Source organism: Sunxiuqinia sp. (genome assembly GCF_055140945.1).
Genome location: NZ_JBSQYS010000016.1, coordinates 57865 through 82577 on the forward strand (window position 1 = coordinate 57865; position 24713 = coordinate 82577).

17 protein-coding genes are annotated in these 24713 nt (G+C 40.6%); 11 read left to right on the forward strand and 6 right to left on the reverse strand.

Annotation, left to right across the window (positions count from 1 at the left end; translation table 11 throughout):
• Window positions 1-13: 13 nt before the first annotated feature.
• The 3 genes from ACTB00_RS09615 to ACTB00_RS09625 form a co-directional block, all read right to left on the reverse strand.
• Entirely contained in the window at window positions 14-1921 is a 1908-nt protein-coding gene (locus ACTB00_RS09615) for an endonuclease (RefSeq protein WP_463299700.1), read from the reverse strand.
• 151 nt (window positions 1922-2072) lie between these two features.
• Window positions 2073-3344, reverse strand: coding sequence for a hypothetical protein (locus ACTB00_RS09620; RefSeq protein WP_463299701.1), 1272 nt, complete (start codon window positions 3342-3344; stop codon window positions 2073-2075).
• 21 nt (window positions 3345-3365) lie between these two features.
• The gene (locus ACTB00_RS09625) at window positions 3366-5984 is read right to left on the reverse strand and encodes a TonB-dependent receptor (RefSeq protein ID WP_463299702.1); all 2619 of its coding nucleotides are present in this window, start codon (window positions 5982-5984) and stop codon (window positions 3366-3368) included.
• A 668-nt stretch (window positions 5985-6652) separates the two neighbouring features.
• Here ACTB00_RS09625 and ACTB00_RS09630 point away from each other — a divergent pair.
• The 5 genes from ACTB00_RS09630 to ACTB00_RS09650 all read left to right on the forward strand — a co-directional run bounded on the left by ACTB00_RS09630 (window position 6653) and on the right by ACTB00_RS09650 (window position 10081).
• On the forward strand, window positions 6653-7126 hold the full coding sequence (locus tag ACTB00_RS09630) for a hypothetical protein (protein ID WP_463299703.1): 474 nt from the start codon (window positions 6653-6655) through the stop codon (window positions 7124-7126).
• A 53-nt stretch (window positions 7127-7179) separates the two neighbouring features.
• Entirely contained in the window at window positions 7180-7512 is a 333-nt protein-coding gene (locus ACTB00_RS09635; RefSeq protein WP_159519842.1) for a PadR family transcriptional regulator, read from the forward strand.
• 47 nt (window positions 7513-7559) lie between these two features.
• Window positions 7560-9200: a PspC domain-containing protein gene (locus ACTB00_RS09640; protein WP_463299704.1), complete on the forward strand. Its 1641-nt coding sequence runs from the start codon at window positions 7560-7562 to the stop codon at window positions 9198-9200.
• 174 nt (window positions 9201-9374) lie between these two features.
• Window positions 9375-9872, forward strand: coding sequence for a DUF4252 domain-containing protein (locus ACTB00_RS09645; protein ID WP_463299705.1), 498 nt, complete (start codon window positions 9375-9377; stop codon window positions 9870-9872).
• Window positions 9873-9886: 14 nt separating this feature from the next.
• Window positions 9887-10081 (forward strand): PspC domain-containing protein, encoded by a 195-nt coding sequence (locus ACTB00_RS09650; RefSeq protein WP_159519836.1) that lies wholly within the window; start codon window positions 9887-9889, stop codon window positions 10079-10081.
• A gap of 176 nt (window positions 10082-10257) precedes the next feature.
• Here ACTB00_RS09650 and dcp read toward each other — a convergent pair whose 3' ends face one another.
• From dcp to ACTB00_RS09665, 3 genes are all read right to left on the reverse strand, one after another.
• The gene (gene dcp / locus ACTB00_RS09655) at window positions 10258-12387 is read right to left on the reverse strand and encodes a peptidyl-dipeptidase Dcp (protein WP_463299706.1); all 2130 of its coding nucleotides are present in this window, start codon (window positions 12385-12387) and stop codon (window positions 10258-10260) included.
• A 177-nt stretch (window positions 12388-12564) separates the two neighbouring features.
• Window positions 12565-13917: a sensor histidine kinase gene (locus ACTB00_RS09660; RefSeq protein ID WP_463299707.1), complete on the reverse strand. Its 1353-nt coding sequence runs from the start codon at window positions 13915-13917 to the stop codon at window positions 12565-12567.
• On the reverse strand, window positions 13914-15281 hold the full coding sequence (locus ACTB00_RS09665; protein WP_463299708.1) for a sigma-54-dependent transcriptional regulator: 1368 nt from the start codon (window positions 15279-15281) through the stop codon (window positions 13914-13916). Before ACTB00_RS09665 ends, ACTB00_RS09660 begins: the two co-directional genes overlap by 4 nt.
• Before the next feature lie 179 nt (window positions 15282-15460).
• Between ACTB00_RS09665 and ACTB00_RS09670 the strand changes: the two genes are divergently transcribed.
• The 6 genes from ACTB00_RS09670 to ACTB00_RS09695 all read left to right on the forward strand — a co-directional run bounded on the left by ACTB00_RS09670 (window position 15461) and on the right by ACTB00_RS09695 (window position 24557).
• Window positions 15461-16801, forward strand: a complete 1341-nt coding sequence (locus ACTB00_RS09670; protein ID WP_463299709.1) for a TolC family protein — start codon at window positions 15461-15463, stop codon at window positions 16799-16801.
• 155 nt (window positions 16802-16956) lie between these two features.
• Window positions 16957-18213 carry an efflux RND transporter periplasmic adaptor subunit gene (locus ACTB00_RS09675; protein ID WP_463299710.1) on the forward strand — a complete coding sequence of 419 codons (1257 nt, stop codon included), beginning with the start codon at window positions 16957-16959 and terminating at the stop codon, window positions 18211-18213.
• Between the two features lie 79 nt (window positions 18214-18292).
• Window positions 18293-18673 carry a four helix bundle protein gene (locus ACTB00_RS09680; RefSeq protein ID WP_463299711.1) on the forward strand — a complete coding sequence of 127 codons (381 nt, stop codon included), beginning with the start codon at window positions 18293-18295 and terminating at the stop codon, window positions 18671-18673.
• 82 nt (window positions 18674-18755) lie between these two features.
• Entirely contained in the window at window positions 18756-19454 is a 699-nt protein-coding gene (locus ACTB00_RS09685) for an ABC transporter ATP-binding protein (RefSeq protein ID WP_463299712.1), read from the forward strand.
• Between the two features lie 353 nt (window positions 19455-19807).
• Window positions 19808-22114 carry an ABC transporter permease gene (locus ACTB00_RS09690; protein ID WP_463299713.1) on the forward strand — a complete coding sequence of 769 codons (2307 nt, stop codon included), beginning with the start codon at window positions 19808-19810 and terminating at the stop codon, window positions 22112-22114.
• Between the two features lie 73 nt (window positions 22115-22187).
• Window positions 22188-24557, forward strand: a complete 2370-nt coding sequence (locus ACTB00_RS09695) for an ABC transporter permease (RefSeq protein ID WP_463299715.1) — start codon at window positions 22188-22190, stop codon at window positions 24555-24557.
• The last annotated feature ends 156 nt before the right edge of the window (window positions 24558-24713 follow it).

Here is a 24713-nt window from a genome sequence, read left to right on the forward strand (position 1 = left end):
GTGTTTTTAAATTTTAGCGTGATTTAAGAAACTTTTCATAGTCAGAATGGCCATCGGGTGATATTAAATGAATTAAGTAAAGGCCCGGGCTAAGATTGGAAACGCTAATTTGATCGGTTTGATCAGTTATATCTTTTATCAATTGCCCGCTTAAACTGAAAACTTTAATGTGCTTGATTTCTTTAGAGCTTTCAATGTATAGAATCTCGGATGCCGGATTCGGATAAATTGAAGCAAATTCAGTGGCTCGCGGTATTTCCCGAGAGTCAGTTAATAGTTGGAAATCGTTTTTATCGCGCGGCAGTAGCTGGTAGGTTTGATTATACTGACTCAAAACGCCTGTTATGTTCATGTGCCCGGTTGGTAGGGTTTCGCCAACTAGTCGCGAGCTGCTGGAAACAAAGAAAACCCCGGTTCCTGCTTGGTCTGAAAAGGTAAAGGAGGTGTTTGCGTCAGGAATTGTTTGACCCCCATCTTGAAAGCTTACTTTGTTAACCGTGACTAACATTCCTTCATATTCTTCGCTAAAGTCAGCGGTTGTAATGACTTTTGGCGCCATTGTCTTGTTGGTTTTGTAATTGTATATGTAGCTGATATTGCCAATCTCGGTCAGATTGTTGTATTCTTCAATGGTACCACGCACAATTAAACTGTCGCCAACTTTGCCGCGTATTAGTGTATTGTAAATATTGATTCCACTATATTTTGCATCATCGGTTTCGAGGTAGAAGGAATAATCATAATTGGCCGTAATCCGTCCGGCAATGGTAACTTCCTGCCCAAGGAGAGGACTGGCTTGTTGTGTTCCCTGAACTTCGCTGATGGATGTGATTGATTCGGGATTGATTTCTTCTGGAAAGCGATAGCTTACATGACAGGTGTAAACTGAGTCCGTGCTGGCGGCATTAACCTTTAAATGTAAAAGCTCGTTGGGAGAAAAACCGGTTGGCATGATTGTTCCTGAATAGCTTTTACCATCCGCTTCCATGCTGACTTGGTTATCTTCCGAAGCATATTCATTACCCCAAAAAAGGGAGACTGTCTGTAGTGACTGCTCACTTTCAATTCTTATGGTAACTGTCAACTCATCGTTTATCGAAGGAAACTCCGGAGCCATTTGAAATTCAGAAAACTCAATGCCCGATGGAGATTTGTTGCCCCAAATAAAATCAGCAAATTCAGGATGATCAATAAAAGGATTGCGGTTTTGCTGCGACTCGAAAACCCGTTCATTTCTGCGTCGTTCCAAGTCCGATGGAGGATAGTCGCGATTCCATTGCAGCAAGGCATCCAAATTGCCGTGCAGTGCCGATGGATAGGTGTGATTGTGGTCGACAAGTTCCAGGTCCAGTTCATCTCCTTCGCCCTCGTATCGGGTAGCCATATAAAATAAGGTTCGGGCTACTTGCCCTTTGGTTTTTGGTCCCGGTTCCCAGGTCGAATCGGTATAGTAGCAATATAGTGCTTCCGGGTGCTGCGATCCTTGCGGTTGAATGTTGTCAAAATCTTTATTTCCCCGGTCTTCATTCACTGAAGCATCTGCCGGATGAAGGTTGTGTGCATCTCCATCCATGGGCCAGATTCCTTTAAAGTTTCCATGCGACTTTGCCCACACATGTTCCCGGTTAACGAAGTCGCCACCACTTCCATAGTTACTGGCTGCGCGGGATTCCTGCAAGTAGAACAGAATAACATTGTCCGGATTCTCAGGATCAGCATCGGCGTAATTGATTATGTTTTTTGCAAAACTGTACGAGAAATCAACATGGTTGCTGATGATCTCATTTAAGCTTGTTTTTAGTTCTTCTCCGCTTTTGTCTTCGGTGCCATTGTAATAGCCAACTGGTTGAGCAATGGATAAGTTAAAGCAGATGAGGATGGCCAGAATTGTTATGGACGGTGTTGCTATTTTGAATCTCATATTTCATCCTATTTAATGTGATGCACAAAACGAATCTGATAAAATTAAACGAAATGGGTTAACTTTTAAATGACGGTTGATTCCTTTATAAAGAAAAAGACCACCTCTGAAAAAGATGAGGTGGTCTTTGCCTTGATAGCATCAGTGTATTTTATTCGACAAAAGTAAATTGGGGATCAGGGCCCGCTTTCGTGCACTGAAATTTTAGGGTGTACTCTGCATCAGCACCATCGTAAGCAGCAATAGTGACAAGGTACATCACATCAACTCCGCTAACCTGAGTAACCGCATTCGGATATTTGATTGGCAATAATGCTTCGGCAATTCCGGCTTTTGCAGCTTCTAATCCAGAAGAAAAGCTGGAGTCGAATTTACCATCCCGAAAGTCAAAGTTTTCGTAATAGGCTCCGGCACCAAAATAGAATTCCTGAGTTCCATAACTGTCAACGTATTCACTTCCATATTCGCTTTTTACATAGTCAACAATAATCTGATAATCATCTGATGACATTGTAAGCAGAACGGAGGGGTCAAAAATCCAACCGGAACTTGTTTTCAGGAACTGATCTGTTTTTTCAATTGTGCTTTGGTATTCTTTCCAGCCTTCGGCAGTTTTTGTGTACTGTTTAGCTCTGCTCGATGTTGATCCACTGGAATAGTATTTGTAAACCACGGCAACAGTGCTTTCTTCCATGGCATACGGAAATTTCAACGACAGAAATGTTGGCAAGTAATTGCTGGGAGACATTGATGAGTCGAAGTTGTTGTATTTTCCGGGTTGTCCTGAATTTTCACCCATAGAATCATAATCGTCTGAGCTTAATCTATAGCTGGTAACGCCTTCCGGCAAATCAACTTCAATAGCTCCCCAGGTTGATCCATCAAATTCATAATACTCGCTCACGTCACTTGTGCCGCCACTGTAAAACTCATAGGTTACAAATACCAAACTACCGTTTTGTGCATCCGGATACTTGGATGTAAAGAATGCAGGCAGGTAATCTTCAGGAGGTGTCGATGAATCGAAGTTATTGTATTTTCCAGGCTGCCCCGAATCTTCGCCCATCGAGTCATAATCGGCTGTCGTTAATTCATAACTTGTCGCTTCGGTTAAATAATCCAGATAATCCAATCCACCTCTGTAATAATTATAAGTAACATTTACTGCTGAATTTACATCAAGTGTGGGGTATTTTTCAGCAAGAAAGTCTGGAATGTAATCAGCAGCCGGAGCGTAACTGCTAAAGTTATAGTAGTCGCCAGGGTCTCCTCCAATTGACTCATAATCTTCGTCTGTTAACGTATAACTAAGGTTCTCTACTAATTCAGTTGAATTGTCATCGTAGCCTTCAAACTGGTCGTTGTATTCTTCGCAACCAAACGCGACTAGTGCGAATGCAAAAAGATATATTAGTTTTTTCATAATGTTTTCTATTCAAGATGATTAAAATTTAATTTTAAGCGACACTGAACCTGTTCTTCCAAATCCATAGAAAACAAGTGCATCTTCCCAGGTTCCCGATGAACCGCTGTCGGCATCGGAGATATATTCTTTATCAAGCAGGTTATGAACGTTTCCTCTAATTGAAGCGTTCAATCCGCCAATCGTAAAATAATAAACAGCATTGGCATCAACGGTTCCGGCACCGGGCACCTTCCAGGTATCTTTTCCTTCAAGATCCCGAATACTACCCGGGTCGGCATATAAGCGTGCGTTGTACTTGTAATCAACTCCAATTTTCAGATCGGTAATGACTTTGTAATCTATACCAAGATAAGCATTCGTTTGAGCGGCATCACCCACATGTACACCACCAATATTTAAGTCAATTTTGTCAGCTTCTTCAATCGTGTTTACAATTTCACCATCGCTATTTACCAGTTGTCCATCGCGGTTAAAAACATAGGCTTCAACGTCTTCATCCCATTTCCAGTCACCAATTGAAAGCATTCCTTTTAATGTAAGGTCTTTGGTGATTTTGGCTTTTGCCTCAAGCTCAACTCCTTTATGAATCGCATTTACGCCTTCAGCATTGTAGCGTCCTGCATCGGGATCTCTTGAGTCAAGAGCTCCTGCCAGCGATTTGTCCTGCCACTCGGTGTAGTACACGTTTAAGTTGGCCGAAAGAATTCGCGATTTATATCCGTATCCAAGCTCGGCTGAGAACACTTTCTCGTTTTTAGCTCCATCGTTAATTTCATTACTGACATCATCAGCAAGAAAAACATTGGAGTAAAACGGTGCTCTGGAGAAGTAGCCAATGTTTGTAAATACATTGTTTTTTGCATCGATATTGTAGTTGGCACCACCTTTTGAGCTCCAGCCCAAAAAGCTAATATTATCTGACTTTTCTTCGCCTGGTGCATAGTACATGTAGTCATATCTCCAGTAAGTCGTGTTTGAAACAGCTCCTGAGTAAAAGATGCTCCAGTCGTTATAATTATACTCTACTTGCCCAAAAAGTCCTTCCCAAAGTACGTGGCCGTCATAATCTCTTGAAATCTTATCTCCGGTTGAGAGTTTTTCATAGATGTAATCCTCGTTTCCATCCTGGTAAGCAACATTTTCACGATCAGGATCAATAAAGAACTCACCCCCAAGTAGATCAGTAACTGTACGGTTGTGTTTTCCAATGTAGTAGCGTAAATCAACACCTCCGTAAAAATCAATGTTTGGTGTAAGTTCAGCAGTATAAGTTGAAATAGCTCCCATCCATTGATGACCGTTATTTGAACTACCTAAAATAGCCTGAGAGCCTTCCATATTTGCGGCATTATCTCGTTGGATTGCCGCGTAATCAAGGTAGCCGTTAATTGTTCTATCTTCGTCATTTGACCCGTATAATCTAGAACGCTCATTTCCTCGTTGAGTGCGTCCGCCTCCTTCGCCAATAGAATAATAAAGTGAGGTAGAAAGGCTGGAAATATTGTTGATTGTCCAAAAGTGGTTTAATGAAAATTGAGGTTTGTGGTAATAGTTCTTAGCAGCAACGACTCGCTGTCCGTCAATTCCAAATCCGTAAGTTGCATTAAATCGGTATTCTTCTTTAAATTGCTGCCATTCTTTAATGGTGTACTTGTCAAAGGAGCTACGCTGGTTGTGCCATTGAGGAGCTCCAAAGCCCGTAAGCGACAAGGTGTGTTTGTCATTAAATCGTTTTGAAAGGTTGAAGAAGTAGGAATAACCTTCAAATTCAGTTCCCTGGATGTAACCATCGCCCCAGGTTTTTGACCCTAATAATGAAAATGCCCAGCCACTTTCGGTTAATCCTGAAGAAACAGAAAACAAGACTTTACGATAACCATCGTTTCCATAGGATGTAGAGAATGAACCACCCTCTTCGGCATCAGTGGTTTTAGTTACAATGTTTACTGATCCTCCAACGGATGGTGCGGCGACCTTCGAGGCTCCCAGTCCACGTTGTACCTGCATGGAGCGAAGGACATCGGTCATTCCCATCCAGTTTGACCAGTAAATTCCTCCCCATTCCATATCATTAACAGGAATCCCGTTAATCATTACGGCCACGTTTGGTGAGTCGAAGCCACGCAGGTTGAATCGCCCATCGCCAAAACCACCACCTTCTTTGGTTGCATAAACCCCGGGGGTCGTTTGGAGGATTTCAGGAAATTCCTGTGTTCCTATTTTTTCGGTTACTAATTCAGCATCAATGGTTGATATAGCAACTGGCGTTTTACGCTGAATACCGACAGATGCCAAAACCATCACTTCATTGATTCCAACAGCGTCTGGGTCTAGGGCAATTGTGCCAAGATCTTTGGTTTGTCCGTCCACAACAGAAACAGCCATCTTTTTGTCGAGAAATCCAAGATAACTAATCACAAGCTGAGTTTCGCCGGCTTCAATATCAATATTGAAAGTCCCGTCGAAATCGGTGACTGTTCCTCGTGTGGTTCCTTCCAGAACAATGGATGCACCAATCAGTGTCTCATTGGTGTCGGCATCTACAACTGTTCCTCGGAGTGTCCCCTTTGAAAAGGCCATTAGCGAACTAAGGCCAAGTATGGCCAGAAAGGTAATTTTTAAAAGTTGTGTTTTCATAGAGTATAATTTTGGAAAATAAGTCTTTTAATGTATTACAATTCAAACACATAATAAATGATATCTTGCTGTAAGATATGAACTAGATTTCAACATGTTATTAACTCCTCGCGGTTGAAAATGTTAGTCACAATTAAACACAACAAAGGAATGCTTTACATTTTAATAGAACGTAAATTTTAAGTTAAGTATCTAATTATTTGAGAGGCGGGCTGGAACCGTGTTTTCCTAAAAAAAGACGGATAACGGATCTATTTCCGTCCAAATAACCATTTATTTGAGAAGAAAATCTCCAGCTTATTTCTGTCTGATAAACAATAATAAATGACAAAAGTCATTTTTGTCAAAATAGTTTAAAAAAATATGCTCGAGTAAAACAGACTTAGTATGCTGATTATGAAGTATTAGCAAGTAGATTAAAAAAATAAATTAAAAATTTATAGTACTTTGTATTGCATGGAACCATTTAAAGTATGTATATTTGTAATACCGAATTCAAGGTAAAAGATAGAAATAGTTTTAAAAAAGTTCTATACACAGTGTAACGAAAACGAAAAGCAATCGTCATAAAGACAGAAACAGAAAACAAATAAGCTCTCAAAGCAAAAGCAATTAAACAAAAGCATCAGAAAACAGAAAACAGAAACAAAAACACAGGAGGCCAAATCATGAAAACACAAAACAACGAAACAGAAAACAGAAACAATCAAGTTGAAAAAGTATTGTTAAGAAGTGCAGCAGTAATTATTAGTTTTGTATTAATTAGTTTTACAGTCAGCGCACAAGGATTTTGGAAGCAGTTATTGACCAACAACAGTTTTGGACAAGTCGCCTTATTGATGGTTGAAGAATCGACAGCCGATGTAAACGCAGGTGAAAGTAATTTGCCAACAGAAGCATCAAGCTCAACTTTTTATTTCGAGCAAGCTGTTGATCCGGAGTTGAACGTAGAAACATGGATGACCGATGACGTTTACTTTGGTTCTTTTATCAACATGGCAACACCGGAAGCTGAGAAAAGTCTTGAGATTGAAGATTGGATGGAAGATGATAGTCACTTCAATAGTCCACTGGCAACAGATCAAGACAAAGAATTGAAATTGGAAGCATGGATGACTAACGATAAATACTGGAGAATGTAGTTTATCGGGCGGCGGACAGATCCAATTTTAAACAGACATGAAAGGGAAGAATTATGAAGATCGAGAATACAAAAGCACAAATGCGAAAAGGGGTTTTGGAGTACTGCATCTTATTAGTACTCGATGGTAAACCTCTTTACGCCAGCGATATTATTGACGAGTTGAAAAATTCGAAAATGATCGTAGTTGAAGGAACCCTTTACCCCTTGCTAACCCGTTTGAAAAATGCCGGTTTGCTGGCTTACAAATGGGAAGAATCGACCCAGGGACCACCACGGAAGTACTATGAATTGACAGAAGTCGGAAATGAGTTCGTTGTTGAACTGGGAAAATCGTGGAGCGAATTGGTTGAAGCTGTTGGTACTATTAAGAAAAGCAAATCGTAACAAACAATACGGAAAACAAAAGCACAAACGCACAAAAACACACAGAGATGAAAAAGACATTTACAATTAATATTAGCGGCAGCGTTTTTCACATTGACGAAGATGCTTACCAAAAACTGCAGAACTATTTGCAAATGCTCAATCAGCATTTTGGTCCAAACGAAGAAGGTCGTGAGATATTACAGGACATTGAAACCCGAATCGCTGAACTTTTCAACGAAAAGATGGAAAAGGGTGACAAAAATGTGATTCAGGAGTCATGGGTTGATGAAGTGATAGCAAGAATGGGTAAACCAGAAGACTTCATGGAAGGTGAGATTGATGACGACGAAACAGAAGAGACAGGTCCGAAGGCTGAAAGTAAAACCCATACCACAACCGGAAAAACCAAAAGACGTATGTATCGTGACCCGGACAGCCGTGTTTTCGGAGGTGTTTGTGGTGGAATGGGTGCATACTTTGGGATCGATCCAGTCATCCTTCGAATTATTACTTTTATATTAATATTTGTGACAAGTGGGGTCATTATTCCAGTATACTTGTTACTGTGGATTGCAGTACCAAAGGCTCGTACAACGGCTCAAAAGTTGGAAATGAGGGGACAGGAAGCTACCGTTTCAAACATTGAAAAATCGATCAAAGAAGAAGTAGATGAAGTAAAAGCCAGCTACAAAAAATTTAAAAGCTCTGATTCTTATAATAAAGGAAAAGAGAATGCCGGCCGTTTTGGCGATGTTCTATACAGCGTTCTTCGGGTAAGCTTGAAAGTACTCATCATCATTTTTGGAGTATTGATGATTTTATTCGGTTTTATCTCTCTAATCACTTTTCTGACTTCTATGATTGTCGGTCATTCCTTTATGGAGGCTGCTCCATGGATTGCCGGAATAGGACCTGAATTCTATGTTCCAGGAATCGCCAATTACTTTATTAGCCCCGGTTCGTTAACCATTTTACTAATTGCCATTGGCTTTTTAGTTGGTATTCCATTACTCGGGATATTATTTATCGGTACTAAAATGGTGTTTCGCTATAATACTAATAATAAGGTAATCTTTTTAGGAACACTAGGTGTTTGGCTGGTTGCGCTGGTTACCGTGATTGTTGTTTCGCTTGCTCAAGTAGATAATTACAGTAAGCAAACAACCGTAACAGAAAGTAATAAAGTAGAATGCGACAGTTGCCAAACCCTGTATTTGAAGTTGGCTGATGACAACTACAGTGGACGCCATAATTACTATGTGGATCTTGATCGGATGAAAGTGATTACTGAAAATGGAGAAACGACATTACTTGGGAGACCTCGCCTGGATGTGGAACGAAGCAATACCGATGATTTCGTGATTCTGGTGCGTAAAAAGTCGCGCGGAGCGAGCTCCGAAGAGGCAAAAGATAATGTTCAGGAAATCGTCTATCAGTATCAGTTGAACGATTCAACCATCTATTTTGACCCCTATTACCGGTTGGCTGACGGTAGTCGTTGGTTGCAGCAAGAAGTAGATATTACGGTGAAAGTGCCTGATAATAAGAGGGTGTATCTGGGAGATGAACTGGTAAAAATAATCTACGATATTGAGAATACTTCCAATACCTGGGATGGCGACATGGTGGGTAAATACTGGAAAATGACTGAGCTTGGGTTACAGGAAGATTCAGGCGAACTGCAAGAAGATTCAACAAACAATTAGCACATGGTGTGTCCTTGTGTTTTTATTTTCGGAGATTGACTTTCGGGGCGATCTCCGGAAAGGACACCAAAAAAATATAAAATGATGAAACGAGCATGTTTAGTCAAAACACAAAAGTTAATGATTAAAGTGCGAGTTCCATATGATACTTTATAAATAAACAATTTAAATCATATGAAACAATTCAAAATCATATTAGGACTACTTTTTCTTGTATCGACAGTTGCGGTATTCGGGCAAAGTAAGTCAGACAAGATATTCGACTCATTCAGAAATAAACCGGGTGTTACCTACTTTGCTTTTACCAAAAGTATGACCGACGCTTTCAATATTGATTTGGACGACGAAGGAAAGACCATTAAAGGTGATTTGAATGAGATTCGCTTTTTGTCGTACAATCCGGAAAAAGGAAGTTTGACTGGAACCGATTTTATGAAAAAGGCCTCGAAACTACTACCCTCAGCTTACAATCGGATTGTTGAGGTTGACGACGATAATAATGCTGAAATCTGGATGCTGGGCAATAAGAGAAAAACAAAAGAATTTCACGTATTTATAAGGAACGAAGCTGACGATGATATGCAATTTTTGATTTCATTTTTTGGCAAATTTGATATCGATGATGTTGAAGGAATTCAGGAAATTGGTTTGAATATGACTATTGGAGATTAAAAAAGCAGAATACCATGAAACGATTAACAAAATCATACGACAAAAGAATAGCCGGAGTTTGTGGCGGATTTTCAGAGTATATTAATCCGGAGTTAGATCCGGTTATTGTTCGAATAATATTTGCTGTATTGGCATTTATGAATCCACTTTTGATTGTGGCTTACCTGGTGTTGGCTATCGCCTTGCCAGACCCGGACGTAGCTCGATAAACACATCCATATAGGACAAATAAAATCCGACCTTTTCTGAAAAGGCCGGATTTTTTATGTTTTCATTTTATTGAACCGATGACTAAGGTCACGGACCTATTTGATATTTTCGGTTTCGCTTCTATCACAAATTGTTAAAGAATCGAAACATGACACAAAATTATTTGCACTATTTACTAAATCAAGCCACGTTTCTTTAATAGTGGTTTGATGTCAGGATCACTTCCACGGAAGTCGCGGAACATTTTCCCAAGGTCTTCAGTGTTTCCTCTGGAAAGGATCATGTCGCGGAAACGTTGGCCATTTTCACGAGTCAGACCGCCGTTCTCCTGAAACCAGGCAAAAGCATCATTGTCCAGCACTTCGGCCCAGCAGTATGCGTAGTAGCCTGCCGAATAGCCGCCACCCCAAATGTGGTTAAAATAGCTCGAGCGGTAACGTGGAGGAACTTGTTTCAGGTACATGCCGGTTTTTTTCAAAGCAGCCAGTTCAAAAGCATCGGCGTCTTCCACTTTGTCGCCTGCATTAAGGGTGTGCCATTGCAAATCGAGCACGGCAGCCGCTAAAAATTCGGAGAAAGCGTAACCTTGGTTGAAGGTAGCTGACTTTTTAATTTTTTCCACCAATTCTTTTGGCATTGGTTCGCCTGTTTTATAGTGCTTAGCGTAATTGGCAAATACGGTTGGGTACAAGGCCCAATGTTCGTTAAACTGCGAAGGTAATTCAACAAAGTCGCGCGATACGTTTGTTCCCGACAAGCTTGGGTATTGTTGGTCGGCAAACAGGCCATGTAAAGCATGACCAAACTCGTGGAACAGGGTTGTTACATCGTCGTAGCTGATTAAGGCTGGTTCGCCCGGTGCTGGTTTTGCAAAGTTGCACACATTATAAATAACCGGTTTATTGCCCAGTAACTTTGACTGTTCAGTCAAGTTGCCCATCCAGGCTCCACCCGATTTGTTGTCGCGTTTATAGTAGTCGGTGTAAAACAAAGCGATTGATGAGCCATCTTCGTTGAAAACTTCAAATACACGCACATCATCCTGATAAACCGGAATGTCGTTGCGTTCTTTAAAAGTAATACCGTACAATTGAGTTGCTGCGTAAAACGCACCGTTTTCTACCACATTATTCAGCTCAAAATAAGGTTTAATCTGACTTTCATCCAGGTCGTATTTTTCTTTTCGGACTTGTTCCGAATAGAAGTTCCAATCCCAGGCTTCTAGCTTGAAACCACCTTTTTGTTTGTCAATCAGCTTTTGAATGTCGGCAGCTTCCTTTTTTGCTTTGGCGGTTGCATCGCTTGTTAGCTTTCCTAGCAGTTCTTCAGCAGCTTCAGGGGTTTTAGCCATTTGGTTTTGCAATTTCCATTCGGCGTAATTTTTGAATCCCATCAGTTGTGCTTTTTCTATGCGAAGTTCGGCCAGTCGCTCAATCAGTTCGCGGGTGTCATTTTCGTCACCTTTTTCAGCGCGTTTCCACGATGCTTCGAACAATTTTTGGCGAGTGTCGCGGTTTTTTAGCGATTGCAATGCTGGTTGTTGTGTGGTATTCAGAATCGGAATCATGTATTTTCCAGCCAGGCCTGCAGCTTCAGCTTTTTGGGCAGCTGCCGCAATTTCACCTTCCGACAGTCCGTCTAGCTCCTCTTTGGAGTCAACCACCAGTGCACTAGCTTTGGCTGCCGCAACCATGATGTTGCTGAATTTTGTGCTCAAGGTTGCTTCCTCGGCGTTTAGCGCTTTCATCTTTTCTTTGGCTTCGTCTGAAAGGTTGGCTCCGGCTATTTCAAATCGTTGATAATAGTATTCAATCAATTTAACTGACTCAGCATCTAAATCAAGACTTTCACGTTGCTCGTAAATTGTTTTTACCCGTTGAAATAACTTGTCGTTCATGAAAATCGCGTCCGAGTGAGCAGCTAATTTTGGAGCTTCTTCTTCCTCGATGCGCTGAATTTCAGGACTGGTATTAGCACCTGCGAGTAGTCCGAAAACGCCATAAGCGCGCCCCAATGTTTGGCCGCTTTTTTCCATGGCAACCAAGGTGTTTTCAAAAGTAGGGGCTTCCGGATTGTTGGCAATTCCTTCGATTTCTTCTAACTGTTCCTTCATTCCGGCCTCGATGGCTGGTTGAAAATGTTCGGTCTTAATTGCTGCAAAATCTGGAGCTCCGTACGGCAAGCTGCTTTCAGATAGTAATGGATTGTTTCCCATTGATTCGTTGTTTTGTTTTTGTTGTCCGGTTCCGCATGCCGTTGCTATTAACACAAGCAGCACTGCCGGTAAATAAATTCTCTTTTTCATGGTAATGTATTAAAGTTGTAAAGTTTCAGTAAATCGATATAAATAGGTTGACTTCAATGCTCTCGGAAGGTAACCCCCATTACTTTTCGGAGAGGTGAATATTGAGCCGGATATTAGGTTAATAGTCAGGCGAAAACAAAGATAGTGTTTATTCTAAAATTACAACAATGAGTATAGTCAGCTAAACTGCAAAATAAAGCAAGTTTCTTTTTTTGGTATGGAGTTTACTTTTAAGCTTCCGCCGTGCATGCGCATGATTTGGCGCGATAGGCTGAGGCCAATGCCCGAACCACTTTCGCGCGTGGTAAAGAAAGGCACGAAAATTTCGTCGATTAACTCCGGTGAAATCCCCGGGCCATTATCACAAACCAAAATTTCAACCTCTCCGTTTTGATTTTCTCTGCCCGATAGTTCGATGACACCCTTTTCTTGTCCTTCAAGAGCTTCAACCGCATTTTTCACCAGATTGATCAGTACTTGTGAAATCAGCTTTTCGTCAGCCAGCAATAGCAGTTTATTTTCTTGAGTATTAACGTTAATTCGGATCTTGTTGTCGGTCAAATTTGAGCGACGTAGCAAAGCCGTTTTTTCAAGCAAATCGCCAATTGAAATGAGCTTCTTCTCCGGTTTGGGCAAACGGGTTAGCTGTCGGTACGATTCAACAAACGTAATCAAGCCGTTGCCTTGCTCTTTGATCACTTCCAGTCCACGGATCGTTGTGTTAATCATTTTCTCGTTGATTTCGGCAGGCGAAATTGGCTGACCCTCTTTGGTGAAAAAATTGCTCAAGCTTTCAGAGAGAGAAGTAACCGGGGCGATGGAGTTCATAATTTCGTGAGTGAGCACTCGAATCAGTCGCATCCAGGAATCCAGCTCTTTTTCATCCAGCTCTTTGTTAATGTCCTGCACCGAAAGCAAGGTCATGGTCTTATTTTTATTCTGAAAAGTGCTGGCTTTAATCGATACATTGACCTTTCCCTGCTTGTTGTTGAACGAAATCAGTCGTTGCCCGTTTTGCTGAATCTGCGGTAATAGTTGTGCGAGTTTGTTGTCCACTTTTTCCAGCTGTTTGAGATGAGTAAATTGTCCTAATCCGAGCAATTTTTTCAAGGCACTGTTGGCGTGGACCACGAAGCCGTTTTCGTCATACGATAAAATGCCGATTCCTACCTGTTCAATCAAGGCCCGGAAATACTGTTCCTGCTGGTGATTCTTCATTTGAATCAGCTGGATTTGCTTATTTACATCGGCCAGGTGCGTATTCAGCTCCTGAATGATTTTGTCGTTTTTGTGGGCAGGAAATGCCAGGCTGAAATCTTCATTTTTAACGGCCTCAAAGAAATAATTGATTCGCTCGTTTACCCGATTCTGATAGTGAAGTACATTGAAGAGAAGAATAACCAAAAATAGTGACAGCACAATTCCGATTATTAGCTGATTGGCACTAAAAAAGGCCCAGCCAATTCCGACTGCTATGGCAATAATTAGCAGCAGCCGACTCAGAATATTAATTAAAAATGACTGTTTCATCCGATCTGGAATTTTTTCATTTTATTATAAAGCGTTTGTCGGGTGATGCCGAGTTGGTCGGCAGCGGCAGTCACATTGCCGGGGTTTTTATCCAGCGCAAGGACGATCATGCGTTTTTCCATTTCTTCGAGCCTAAGCGTGTCGTTCTCGTTTTTTATTCCGGTTACCGGACGAAGGAAAAAGTCGTCGGCTTTCAGGATGTTGTTTTCACTCAGAATGACGGCTTTTTCAATGCTGTGCTCCAGTTCACGAATGTTTCCGGGCCAATGGTATTTCAGTAATTTATCCTGCGCTTGGTTGTTCAGTTTTAATGATGCTTTGTCGTATTTATAAGCGTATTTTTTCAAAAAGAAATCGGCTAAAACCAGAATGTCGTTTCCGCGATCTCGCAAGGGAGGAACTTCAATCTGAATAGTGTTAATGCGGTAAAGCAGATCTTCGCGAAAGAGGCCTTTTTCAACCAACTCGGGCAGGTTTTTATTGGTGGCACAAATCAGCCTGATGTCAACGGGGATAGTATGGTTGGATCCAATACGGGTGATCTCGCGATTTTGAATGGCTGCCAAAAGTTTGGCTTGCAAATGAAAGGAGAGGTTCCCAATTTCATCCAGAAAAAGTGACCCTTTGTTGGCGACTTCAAATTTCCCTGAGCGGTTCTCGCGAGCATCGGTAAAGGCTCCTTTTGCGTGGCCAAACAGTTCGCTTTCAAACAGCGATTCGCTTACAGCCCCCATGTCCACATCAACCAGCATCTCATTTTTCCGGTTCGACAGGCGGTGAATTTCCCGTGCAATGAGCTCTTTTCCGGTTCCATTTTCGCCAGTAATCAGCACGTTGGTGTCAGTTTTGGCTACTTTTCGCACAATCTTCAAAACATGCATCAATTCGGGTGACGAACCAATAATGAACTTTTCTTCGCGGTTGATGACTTTTTTTAGTTCTTTTTCTTTTAATTTCAGGTGTTTTACCTCCTCGCGCGACATGCTCAACTGGATGGACGAGCGGATGGTTGCCAACAGTTTGGTGTTGTCCCAAGGTTTCAGAATGAAATCAGTAGCTCCCGATTTCAACGCTTTAACGGCCAGTTCTACATCGCCATAAGCGGTAATCAGAACAACTGAAATTTCCGGGTGATTTTCCTTGATTTGGTTGAGCCAGAAAATACCTTCGTTTCCGGTGTTAACGCCAGCTTTGAAATTCATATCGAGCAAAACCAAGTGGTACTGATTTTTTCGTAATTCTGTCGTAATCAGATTGGGATTTGATAGACAATTGACCAGATCAAACTCATTCGAAAGTAAAATTTCGAGTGCGCTCAATACACTTTTATTATCGTCAACAATGAGGATGTTTCCCGTGGCCATTTTTATTTCAAAATTAGATGACCCGTAAATGAATCGCAATAGTCTGTCAAATAATTTTACAGTCTCTTGTCAATATATTTTACAATTTCAATGGCTTTCGTATTCCAATGTGCTGATGTTTAACTTGTTGGTATTTTGGCACTGTAATCGCTATGATGACTGTGTTGAAAACAGAAAATATGAGATTGATAAGAATATATTTACTGATGTTCGGACTTGTTTCCCTGTTTGGAAATGTAAAAGCTCAGGATAAATGGAGTTTGAATGAGTGCATCAATTATGCGCTGGAGCATAACCTAACGCATCAGGGGCTTGGATTAGTTGAACAATCGGCTCAAATTGACGCCCAGCAGTCTAAGTTTAATTTGTTGCCTTCAATTTCAGCATCTTCTTCAGCCGGAGTTAGCTTTGGGCGTACGGTGGATAATTATTCCAGCACTGTAACCAATACCCAAAATTTCAGCAATGCAAACAGTCTGAGTGCTTCACTTACCCTGTTTAGAGGTTTTATCTTAAAAAACCAGATCGCCTATGCAAAATACAGGCGCGAGGTTGCTGAATGGAGGAAAGTTAATCATGAAGATGATCTTGCCTTCAACATATTGATGGCTTATTTCAACATGATTTATTATCAGGGGGTGGTTGAAATTTCGCGTGAGCAACTGAATTTGTCCGAATACAATCTGGAGAAAACTCAAACATTGGTAAAAACAGGCTTAAAAGCCAAATCGGATTTGGCTGAGATGCAGGCCAATTACGAGAAAGAAAGGCTTAACCTGATACAGTCAGAAAACAAACAAGAAGAAACAAGGTTGGTACTCGGGCAGACGATGAATTTGCCGGCCAATAGATTGGATCGGTTTGAAGTCAATGCAGGAGAGTCAGTTGTCGCCGGTAATTTATCGGTTGATCCTGACTCTCTTTTTTCTTTTTATGTTGAGAATTCTCCTTATGTAAAAATTGCCGAGACCGAACTACAGGCTGCGGCTAAAGAGGTGGCTATTGCCAGAGGACAATTCTTACCATCAATCTATTTGAATGGCTCTGTGAGTACCGGTTACTATGAAACGTACAAGAATGATCAGGGAGTGGTTATTCCGTTTGCAGATCAGATTGAGAACAATATGGGACAATATCTCGGAGCTTCACTTTCCATTCCTGTTTTTCAGAAAAACCAACGACGCAATCAGTTTAGGCAGGCTAAGTTGGCTAAGGAGCAAGCACAGGTAGAATTGGATAGTTACATGCAAACAGTTTATTACGAATTGCATAACAACGTCCGCGAATTGAAAGCTTTGTTTCGTGAGTATATTCAAACCGAAAAGCAAGTTGATGCGGAACGTTTGGCTTTTAAAGTAGCGCAACGAAAATATGATGAAGGACTGATTAATGTGATCGAACTGTTGACCGTAAAAAATCGGATGGCTGAAGCAAAAGGGCAATTGTTATTTGCAAAACTTCAATGGGAAATCAAAAATAAAACACTTGATTTCTACAAAGGTATTCGGTTTTGGGAGTAGCGGGCAGAGAACAGAGAGGATGGAGCAAAGAACAATCCCAAATGAAGAAGTCACTCTGAATTTATTTCAGGAGTGGTCTTTAACCGAAGCAGATCCCTAAACAAGTTTGGGATGATGGTTAACAGATTTATAACAGGAATTTAAAATTACTAGTTATGTCGATGGACAAGGTTATTGAAAAGAAAAAGGGACTCAAGAAGAAGCACTTTTACATAGCAGGAGGACTTTTGTTGCTGGTGTTTCTAATTTATCAGATTGGATTTGGTGATCATCAATCGGTATTTCGGGCAGAAAAGGATAAGCTTACAGTTAGCACTGTTGAGGATGGTCAGTTTAACGATTACATCACCATTATTGGGCAGGTAGAGCCGATTACAACCATTTACCTTGATGTTGAAGAAGGAGGAAAAGTAGAGGAGATTTTGATTGAAGAAGGAGAAATGGTGAAAAAAGGGGATGTTATTCTTCGGTTAAAAAATAGCGATTTGAATACAACAATAATGAACAGCGAATCGCAACTGGCTTACCAGGCAAACGAATTGAGAAATACGCAGATTAGTATTGAACAGCAGCAAATTGAAAATCAGCGTTCCAAAATGCAGGTCGATCTTAAGATTATTCAGGCTGAAAGGAAATACAAGCAGTACGATGCTTTGTACAAAGAGGATTTAATTGCCAAAGAAGAATACTTGCAAGTGAAGGAAGATTTTGAACTCTCTTTAAAAGAAAAGGCATTAACCTATCAGAAATTTACGCAGGATTCAATTTTTCGTACCAATCAAAAGAAGAACATGGATGAGAGTTTGGAGAATATGCGACTAAACCTGTCGATGGCTCGCCATCGATTAGAAAACCTAAATGTAAAAGCACCTGCTGATGGTCAGCTGGGGCTGTTAAATGCCGAAATTGGAGAGTCCATTTCGAGGGGACAACGGCTGGGAATGCTCCACATTCTGACTGATTTCAAAATCAATGCACTGATAGACGAACATTATATCGACCGGGTGCGTCGTGGGCTGAACTCTTCTTTCGATCGGGGAGGTGTTGAGTATCAACTCATGGTAAAGAAAGTATACCCAGAAGTTCGGGAAGGACAGTTTGAGATTGATCTAATTTTTGAAGGCGAGAAGCCGGACAACATTCGCACCGGACAAACTTATCATACCAAGTTAGAGTTGGGGCAGCCCGAGAAGGCAGTGCTGTTGCCACGTGGCGGGTTTTTCCAAAGCACCGGCGGACAATGGGTATTTGTGTTAAATGACGATGGCACCGAAGCAGTAAAACGCTCCATTCGTATTGGCAAGCAAAATCCGCAATATTACGAGGTAATAGAGGGACTTCAGCCGGGCGAGCAGGTCATCACCTCCAGCTACGACTTGTTTGGTGATAATGATAAGATTGCATTTAAGTAAGGTGACAGGGTAGAATGGTAAAAGGTAAAAAGGTGAAAACTTTGTATCTTTTATTTATTCATCCTAATACTATGTAATAATGGAAAATAGAATAGAGAAATTCGAAGATTTAAAGATTTGGAAAGAAGGAGTGAACATGGCAGTTGAGGTTTATTCTTTGCTTAAGTCATGTAATGATTTTGGACTTAGAGATCAAATTCAAAGATCTGCGGTCTCTATTCCTTCAAATATCTCAGAGGGGTTTGATCGTCAGTCGAATAACGAGTTTATTCGATTTCTGAAAATAGCAAAAGGATCATGTGCTGAGCTAAGAACTCAATTAATTATTGCCAACAAGATTAATTTGATTGAGAATGATGAATCGCTTATTGAGAGGACTATAGTTCTTTCAGCGATGATTCAAAAAATGATAACATATAGAGAGCGTATCAGGGAAAAAGGTGGTAAGGTGAAAGGGTAGATTTTAAGACAAGGAAATGCCCGGCAAACCTAATACCATTTACCCTATGACCTTGTAACCATTCAACCAATAAAGAGAAAAAATGATAAAAACAGTAAACTTAACCAAAGTATTCCGCACGGAAGAGATTGAAACCAGTGCGTTGGATAATGTTACCCTGCATATTCAGCGGGGCGAATTTGTAGCCATTATGGGCCCATCGGGATGCGGCAAGTCAACCTTGCTCAACATCGTCGGCTTGCTCGACAACCCCACTGGCGGGGAGTATTTTTTCGACGGAAAAGAAGTCGGGCAGTTAAAAGAACGCAACCGCACCCAGCTCCGCAAAGGGAACATCGGCTTTGTGTTCCAGAGTTTCAACCTGATTGACGAGCTAAACGTGTATGAAAACGTGGAGCTTCCGCTCATCTACCTGAAGCTGAAAGCCCGCGAGCGCAAAGAGATGGTCGAAAAAGTGCTCGAACGCATGAAGATCAGCCACCGGCGCAAGCATTTTCCGCAGCAGCTTTCCGGCGGACAGCAGCAACGTGTGGCTATTGCCCGTGCCGTGGTGGCCAACCCCAAGCTGATCTTGGCGGATGAGCCCACCGGTAACCTCGACTCGAAAAACGGATTGGAAGTGATGAACCTGCTGACTGAACTCAACCGCGAAGGCACCACCATCGTGATGGTAACCCACTCGCTGCACGACTCCGAATTTGCCCACCGTGTCATCAACCTCTTCGACGGACAAGTGATAACCGAAGAATTGAAGATGCAGTTGGGGGAAATGCTGTTGTAGGAAAAGCATCCCCCAGCCCCTCCGAAGGAGGGGGGAAAGAAGGTCTGAACTATGATTTTTGTGATTAAAGGATTAGCATGATTAAGAGAGCAGAAAATAATCAAAGTCGATCAATAAATCAGGAGAATCAAAGCTTGTCCTGGTTTATCGGGAGTTCAGACAATTGGAAAGTGGCGACGAGGAACCCGGTTGAGGCGTTGAGGTATGAATAGTCAGGGCTTCACTTCGAGTGAAACCCTGACTAGGCAAGCAAGCGCAAAAGTGAAAAACTGCCAGTGCCCGGCAGCTGACGGATCTGACAGCATTTATAAAACGATAAAAGAGATAAAAATTAACTGGTAATCAACGAAAAAATGGCAAACCCAATTAAATCCTACCTCAGAAACTTAAAAAATCAAAAGCTGATTTATATAATCACGATTGGAGGTTTTGCAATTAGTTTGGCTGTGTTGGTATTGATTGTCACATACATTTTGGAAGAAAAAAGTGTTGACAGGCACTTGCCGAATATCAATAAGATGTACCGGATCAGACAAGCCGATGGCACAGCCCAAATTCCTCAACGTATTTATCAAACTATTTTAAAAACAGCACCGGAGATTGAGGAATTATGCTTGATTAATACTAATGGGACACTTTATGGATATCATGGCGAAAAGAAGAGCGCAAAAGTTATTAGCACGAATAAAGCGTTTTTGAATGTATTTTCCATTGATGTTATTCGCGGGGAACGGAAAGGATTGCTGGAATCAAAAACCGATGTGCTGGTAACAGAAAGTTTTGCCAAGAAGGTGTTTGCTGATAAAAATCCGATCGGCGAAGTTTTGGAGTTTGGCAACAAGGAAAAAAAGGAAGTCAAAGCGGTTATTGCTGACCCTCCTCAAACAAGTTCGCTGAAGTATGATGCCATTTTCAATTTGAACCAACAACTATTTGGATCAACCAGGGGGTATAACGAGGAGTCATATAAAATGTTTGATGCTATTTTTGTCCTGAACCCGAAGGCCATTCCCGCTAAAACTGAAATGAAGATTGCGGATATACTAATACCTTACGAGGGTTATAAAGAAACACATCTGAAAATACAACCGTTTAAAGAGGTTTACTTTGATGTGAATGGGAATAATGACCAGTTTAACCACGCCAACCTTGGCATGATCAGGCTCCTTTCGTGGATTGCAATTGTTATTCTTCTTTTGGCAATTTTAAATTATATCAATCTCACTACGGCCTTTAATAATGAGCGTCACAAGGAAATATGCATCCGGAAGACATCTGGAGCACGGAACAGTTCTATTTTCTGGCACTTTTTGCAGGAATCTTATTTCTCCTGTTTTGTCGCATTACTTTTAGGTATTGGCATAGCCACATTGATTTCTCCATTATTTGAAGAACTGTTTAACCGAGAAATAAATGTTTTCGATGCCATAAAAACTCCCCAGATCCTACTGGCTATTAGTTTCATTTTTGTGTTTGTAGGTGGGCTAACCGGCATCATCCCAGCACTGGCAGTCACTAAATTCAATCCGATTGATTTGCTGCAAAGAAACGTGAGGTTAAAAAATTCAAATATCCGTGGCGTTTACAATACAGTTCAGCTTACTGTTACCTTGTGTCTGATTATCGGGTTGATGGTGATCATCAAGCAAATTAGGTATGTGAAGACAAAAGACGTTGGGTTTAATAAAGAGTATTTGTTGGAGGTTGGACTTCAGGGAAAAACCAACCATAAAGCTGATGTTATCAAAGAGAAACTCTTGAAACATCCGAATATCGTTCATGTGTCTGGTACCCATGGAATGCCATTTGCAATATATTCTTCCGGATCGGGTTCCTGGAAAAATGACAGTATCGAATATAGGATTGAAGATATTGCCCATTTGAATACAGATACTTCTTTTCTTTCTACATTTGGACTCAAAGTGATACTGGGCAGAAATTTTCGCCAAACAGATAAGGATGTTTGCATTATTAATGAGAAAACGTATAAATATCTTCAGCTAAATAATATTGAGGGTAAAACCATTTGGGGTTCTAAAGTCATTGGCGTGGTTCAAGATTTTCATTTTAAAAAAATGTACACCGAACTGGGCTTTATACAGCTTAGATATAACCCGGAAGAAATAAGCCATTTAAACATCCGTATTTCTGGGAATGATATTCCGGGAACCCTTGGAATAATTAGTCATACATTGAAAGAGTTTGAACCTGGGATTGATTTCGATCCGGTATTTTATGACGATTGGATCAATAAAATGTATCAACGGGAAGAGAAACAGGCAAAAGCGATTAAAATTTATTCTTTAATGGCGTTAATATTGTCGTGTTTAGGGCTACTTGGCTTATCCAAATTTTCCGCCGTTAAACGTACCAAAGAAATCGGCATCCGCAAAGTAAACGGCGCCCGCATTTCAGAAATACTCACGATGCTCAACAAAGACTTTGTCAAATGGGTAGCCATTGCATTTGTGATTGCCACGCCCATTGCCTGGTACGCCATGAATAAATGGCTCGAAAACTTTGCCTACAAAACCGAACTAAGCTGGTGGATTTTTGCCTTGGCGGGTTTGTTGGCATTGGGAATTGCGTTGCTGACGGTGAGTTGGCAAAGCTGGCGGGCGGCTACGAGAAACCCGGTGGAGGCGTTGAGGTATGAGTAAAAAATCTAAGAGAAAAGCTTATTGGAAACCAATATAAATTTCCAATAGAATACAATATTGGAGGAACCAAATCATGATAAAAAAGAATTTTATTATCGCCTTACGAAGTTTAATAAACCATAAAAAATATGCGTTTATCAATATTTTTGGTCTTGCTATCGGATTAAGCTGTTTTATACTAATCGCTATTTGGGTACAGGATGAATTGTCCTACGACAACTTTCATGAAGATGTGGATAATATTCACATTGTATTTCGACAACAAAACGACAAGCGGGCAGCCGCTACTTCAAAATTATTAGCGCCTGCTATAAAAGAAAAATTACCTGAAATTACGGAAGCCACTTGTTTTATGACTCTTCCTGAGTCGTTTAACTCGCTTTTTCAATATAAAGATCGAAGTTTTGTTGAACCTATTTCACTGGGAGACAAGCATTTTTTTAAAGTATTTTCTTTCCCTCTTTTAAAAGGAGAACCTTCAACTGCTTTTGCTGATCCAAATTCTGTATTAATTACAGAACGAATAAGTCAAAAATATTTTGGTGAGGAGGATGCAATGGGAAAGTCAATTTCTATTACAATACTCGGACAGAAAAAACTACTAAAAGTAAGTGGCGTATTTGAGAATCTTCATCATAATTCGCATATCCAGTCGGAACTTATTCTGCCTATTGAATTCATGAATTATTTCGGAATAAATTGGGACGTATGGTACAACTATGCACCACGCACCTACATCCGAACTCAAGACAATGTATCAATCGCTCAACTCGAGAAAAAAATTCTAGCTGTTAAACTGCAGCATCATCCCGAAGAAGATGTAAGTTATTCCATTCTTCCGATAACTAAAATTCACTTAAATACCAGCGATGTTGAATATTTCACTTCAACAGGAGACATTAAATACGTTTATATTTTTAGTGCTATTGCAGCCATTATTCTTCTCATCGCCTGTATGAATTATATGAACCTGTCCAATGCCCTTTCGTTGAAACGCTCAAAAGAGGTAGGCATTAAAAAAACACTCGGCAGCAGGCGAGGACAGGTTATTCAGCAATATTTTGTGGAGACCTTAATTTTGGTTTTTATTGCATTGTGCATATCTATTCTGCTTGCTCAAGTAGCTTTGCCAATTCTCAATTATTTATCGGCAAAAACGCTCACTTTTCCATATTACAGCTCTCAGTCTATACTAGTCCTTTTAGGGATTACTTTAGCAATAAGCTTAATTTCAGGAATTTATCCGGCATTATTTGTGTCAGGGTTCCAACCGATTAAGGTTTTAAAAGGAAAATTTGTTTCATCTCCACAAAGCACCAATATTCGGAAAGGTTTGGTTGTTTTCCAGTTTGTACTTTCTATAATAATTATCATTGGTGCAATTACCATTTCTAATCAGCTTAAGTTCATTCAAAACACCAATTTGGGTTACAATAAGGAACACATAATATGTGCACAAATAAAGGGAGATATCAGTAATAAATATCAAGCCTTTAAAAATGAAATCTTGCAAAATGGGAATGTTCTAAATGTATCTCGGTCGGGCAACATGGAGCTAAATTCAATGGGTAATACTGAAGGTGTTAAATGGCCAGGAAAACAGAAAACATATAGCACTTGGGTTATAAATGTTGATGATGAATTTGCCGAAACTTATGGTTTAAAAATGAAAGATGGTAGGTTCTATTCCAAAGAATTTGCAACTGACCTCTCACATGGATTTGTTATCAATGAAACTGCAGCTAAAGAAATGGGATTTAGAAACCCAATAGGTCAGGAATTGTCTATGTGGGGTAGAAATGGGACTATTATTGGAGTGACTAATGATTTCCATTTTAGTTCGCTTCACAACAAAATTGAACCGCTCATATTTTTTATTCCGGAACCAGAAAATGTTAATAGTAGGTGTACGGCTTTATCGATAAGAATAAAACCAAATTCAATGCCTCAAAGTTTGGATTATATCAAACAATCATGGAAATCTTATTTCCCTGACGAAAATTTCGATTACTATTTTTTTGATGATAAACTGAAAGCCAATTACCTTTCTGAAGCCCGAATGGGAACACTATTTAAATACTTTTCATTACTGGCTATTTTTATTGCTTGTTTGGGACTGTATGGGCTAACTGCCTTTACTATTGAACAAAAGAGCAAAGAAATTGGAGTGTATAAAGTGCTGGGAGCTACTATTCCTGATGTGATGATGCTTTTCTCCAAAGGCTATGTGTTCTGGATTTTAACGGCTACTCTAATTGCCACGCCCATTGCCTGGTACGCCATGAACAAATGGCTCGAAAACTTTGCCTACAAAACTTCGTTGAGTTGGTGGATTTTTGCGCTAGCCGGTTTGCTTGCACTGGGAATTGCATTGCTAACTGTGAGTTGGCAGAGCTGGAAGGCAGCGACGAGGAATCCGGTTGAAGCTTTGCGGTATGAATAAAATGTCGGGACTCCCGACAAATCTGGACAAGATATGATTAAACAGATGAAAGGATTACGATGATTATTTGGGTAAAGATCAGAAAAACATCTCGGCGCCTGCTAGACAGGACAGCGTTTGAGGGCAGAGAAACATCAGACAAATCGTGGCTCAGCC

Bases quoted from the DNA above. Each gene is read 5' to 3' on its own strand.
- ACTB00_RS09615 (WP_463299700.1), bottom strand. From the start codon at position 1,921: ATGAGATTCAAAATAGCAACACCGTCCATAACAATTCTGGCCATCCTC.
- ACTB00_RS09620 (WP_463299701.1), bottom strand. From the start codon at position 3,344: ATGAAAAAACTAATATATCTTTTTGCATTCGCACTAGTCGCGTTTGGT.
- ACTB00_RS09625 (WP_463299702.1), bottom strand. From the start codon at position 5,984: ATGAAAACACAACTTTTAAAAATTACCTTTCTGGCCATACTTGGCCTT.
- ACTB00_RS09630 (WP_463299703.1), top strand. From the start codon at position 6,653: ATGAAAACACAAAACAACGAAACAGAAAACAGAAACAATCAAGTTGAA.
- ACTB00_RS09635 (WP_159519842.1), top strand. From the start codon at position 7,180: ATGAAGATCGAGAATACAAAAGCACAAATGCGAAAAGGGGTTTTGGAG.
- ACTB00_RS09640 (WP_463299704.1), top strand. From the start codon at position 7,560: ATGAAAAAGACATTTACAATTAATATTAGCGGCAGCGTTTTTCACATT.
- ACTB00_RS09645 (WP_463299705.1), top strand. From the start codon at position 9,375: ATGAAACAATTCAAAATCATATTAGGACTACTTTTTCTTGTATCGACA.
- ACTB00_RS09650 (WP_159519836.1), top strand. From the start codon at position 9,887: ATGAAACGATTAACAAAATCATACGACAAAAGAATAGCCGGAGTTTGT.
- dcp (WP_463299706.1), bottom strand. From the start codon at position 12,387: ATGAAAAAGAGAATTTATTTACCGGCAGTGCTGCTTGTGTTAATAGCA.
- ACTB00_RS09660 (WP_463299707.1), bottom strand. From the start codon at position 13,917: ATGAAACAGTCATTTTTAATTAATATTCTGAGTCGGCTGCTGCTAATT.
- ACTB00_RS09665 (WP_463299708.1), bottom strand. From the start codon at position 15,281: ATGGCCACGGGAAACATCCTCATTGTTGACGATAATAAAAGTGTATTG.
- ACTB00_RS09670 (WP_463299709.1), top strand. From the start codon at position 15,461: ATGAGATTGATAAGAATATATTTACTGATGTTCGGACTTGTTTCCCTG.
- ACTB00_RS09675 (WP_463299710.1), top strand. From the start codon at position 16,957: ATGTCGATGGACAAGGTTATTGAAAAGAAAAAGGGACTCAAGAAGAAG.
- ACTB00_RS09680 (WP_463299711.1), top strand. From the start codon at position 18,293: ATGGAAAATAGAATAGAGAAATTCGAAGATTTAAAGATTTGGAAAGAA.
- ACTB00_RS09685 (WP_463299712.1), top strand. From the start codon at position 18,756: ATGATAAAAACAGTAAACTTAACCAAAGTATTCCGCACGGAAGAGATT.
- ACTB00_RS09690 (WP_463299713.1), top strand. From the start codon at position 19,808: ATGGCAAACCCAATTAAATCCTACCTCAGAAACTTAAAAAATCAAAAG.
- ACTB00_RS09695 (WP_463299715.1), top strand. From the start codon at position 22,188: ATGATAAAAAAGAATTTTATTATCGCCTTACGAAGTTTAATAAACCAT.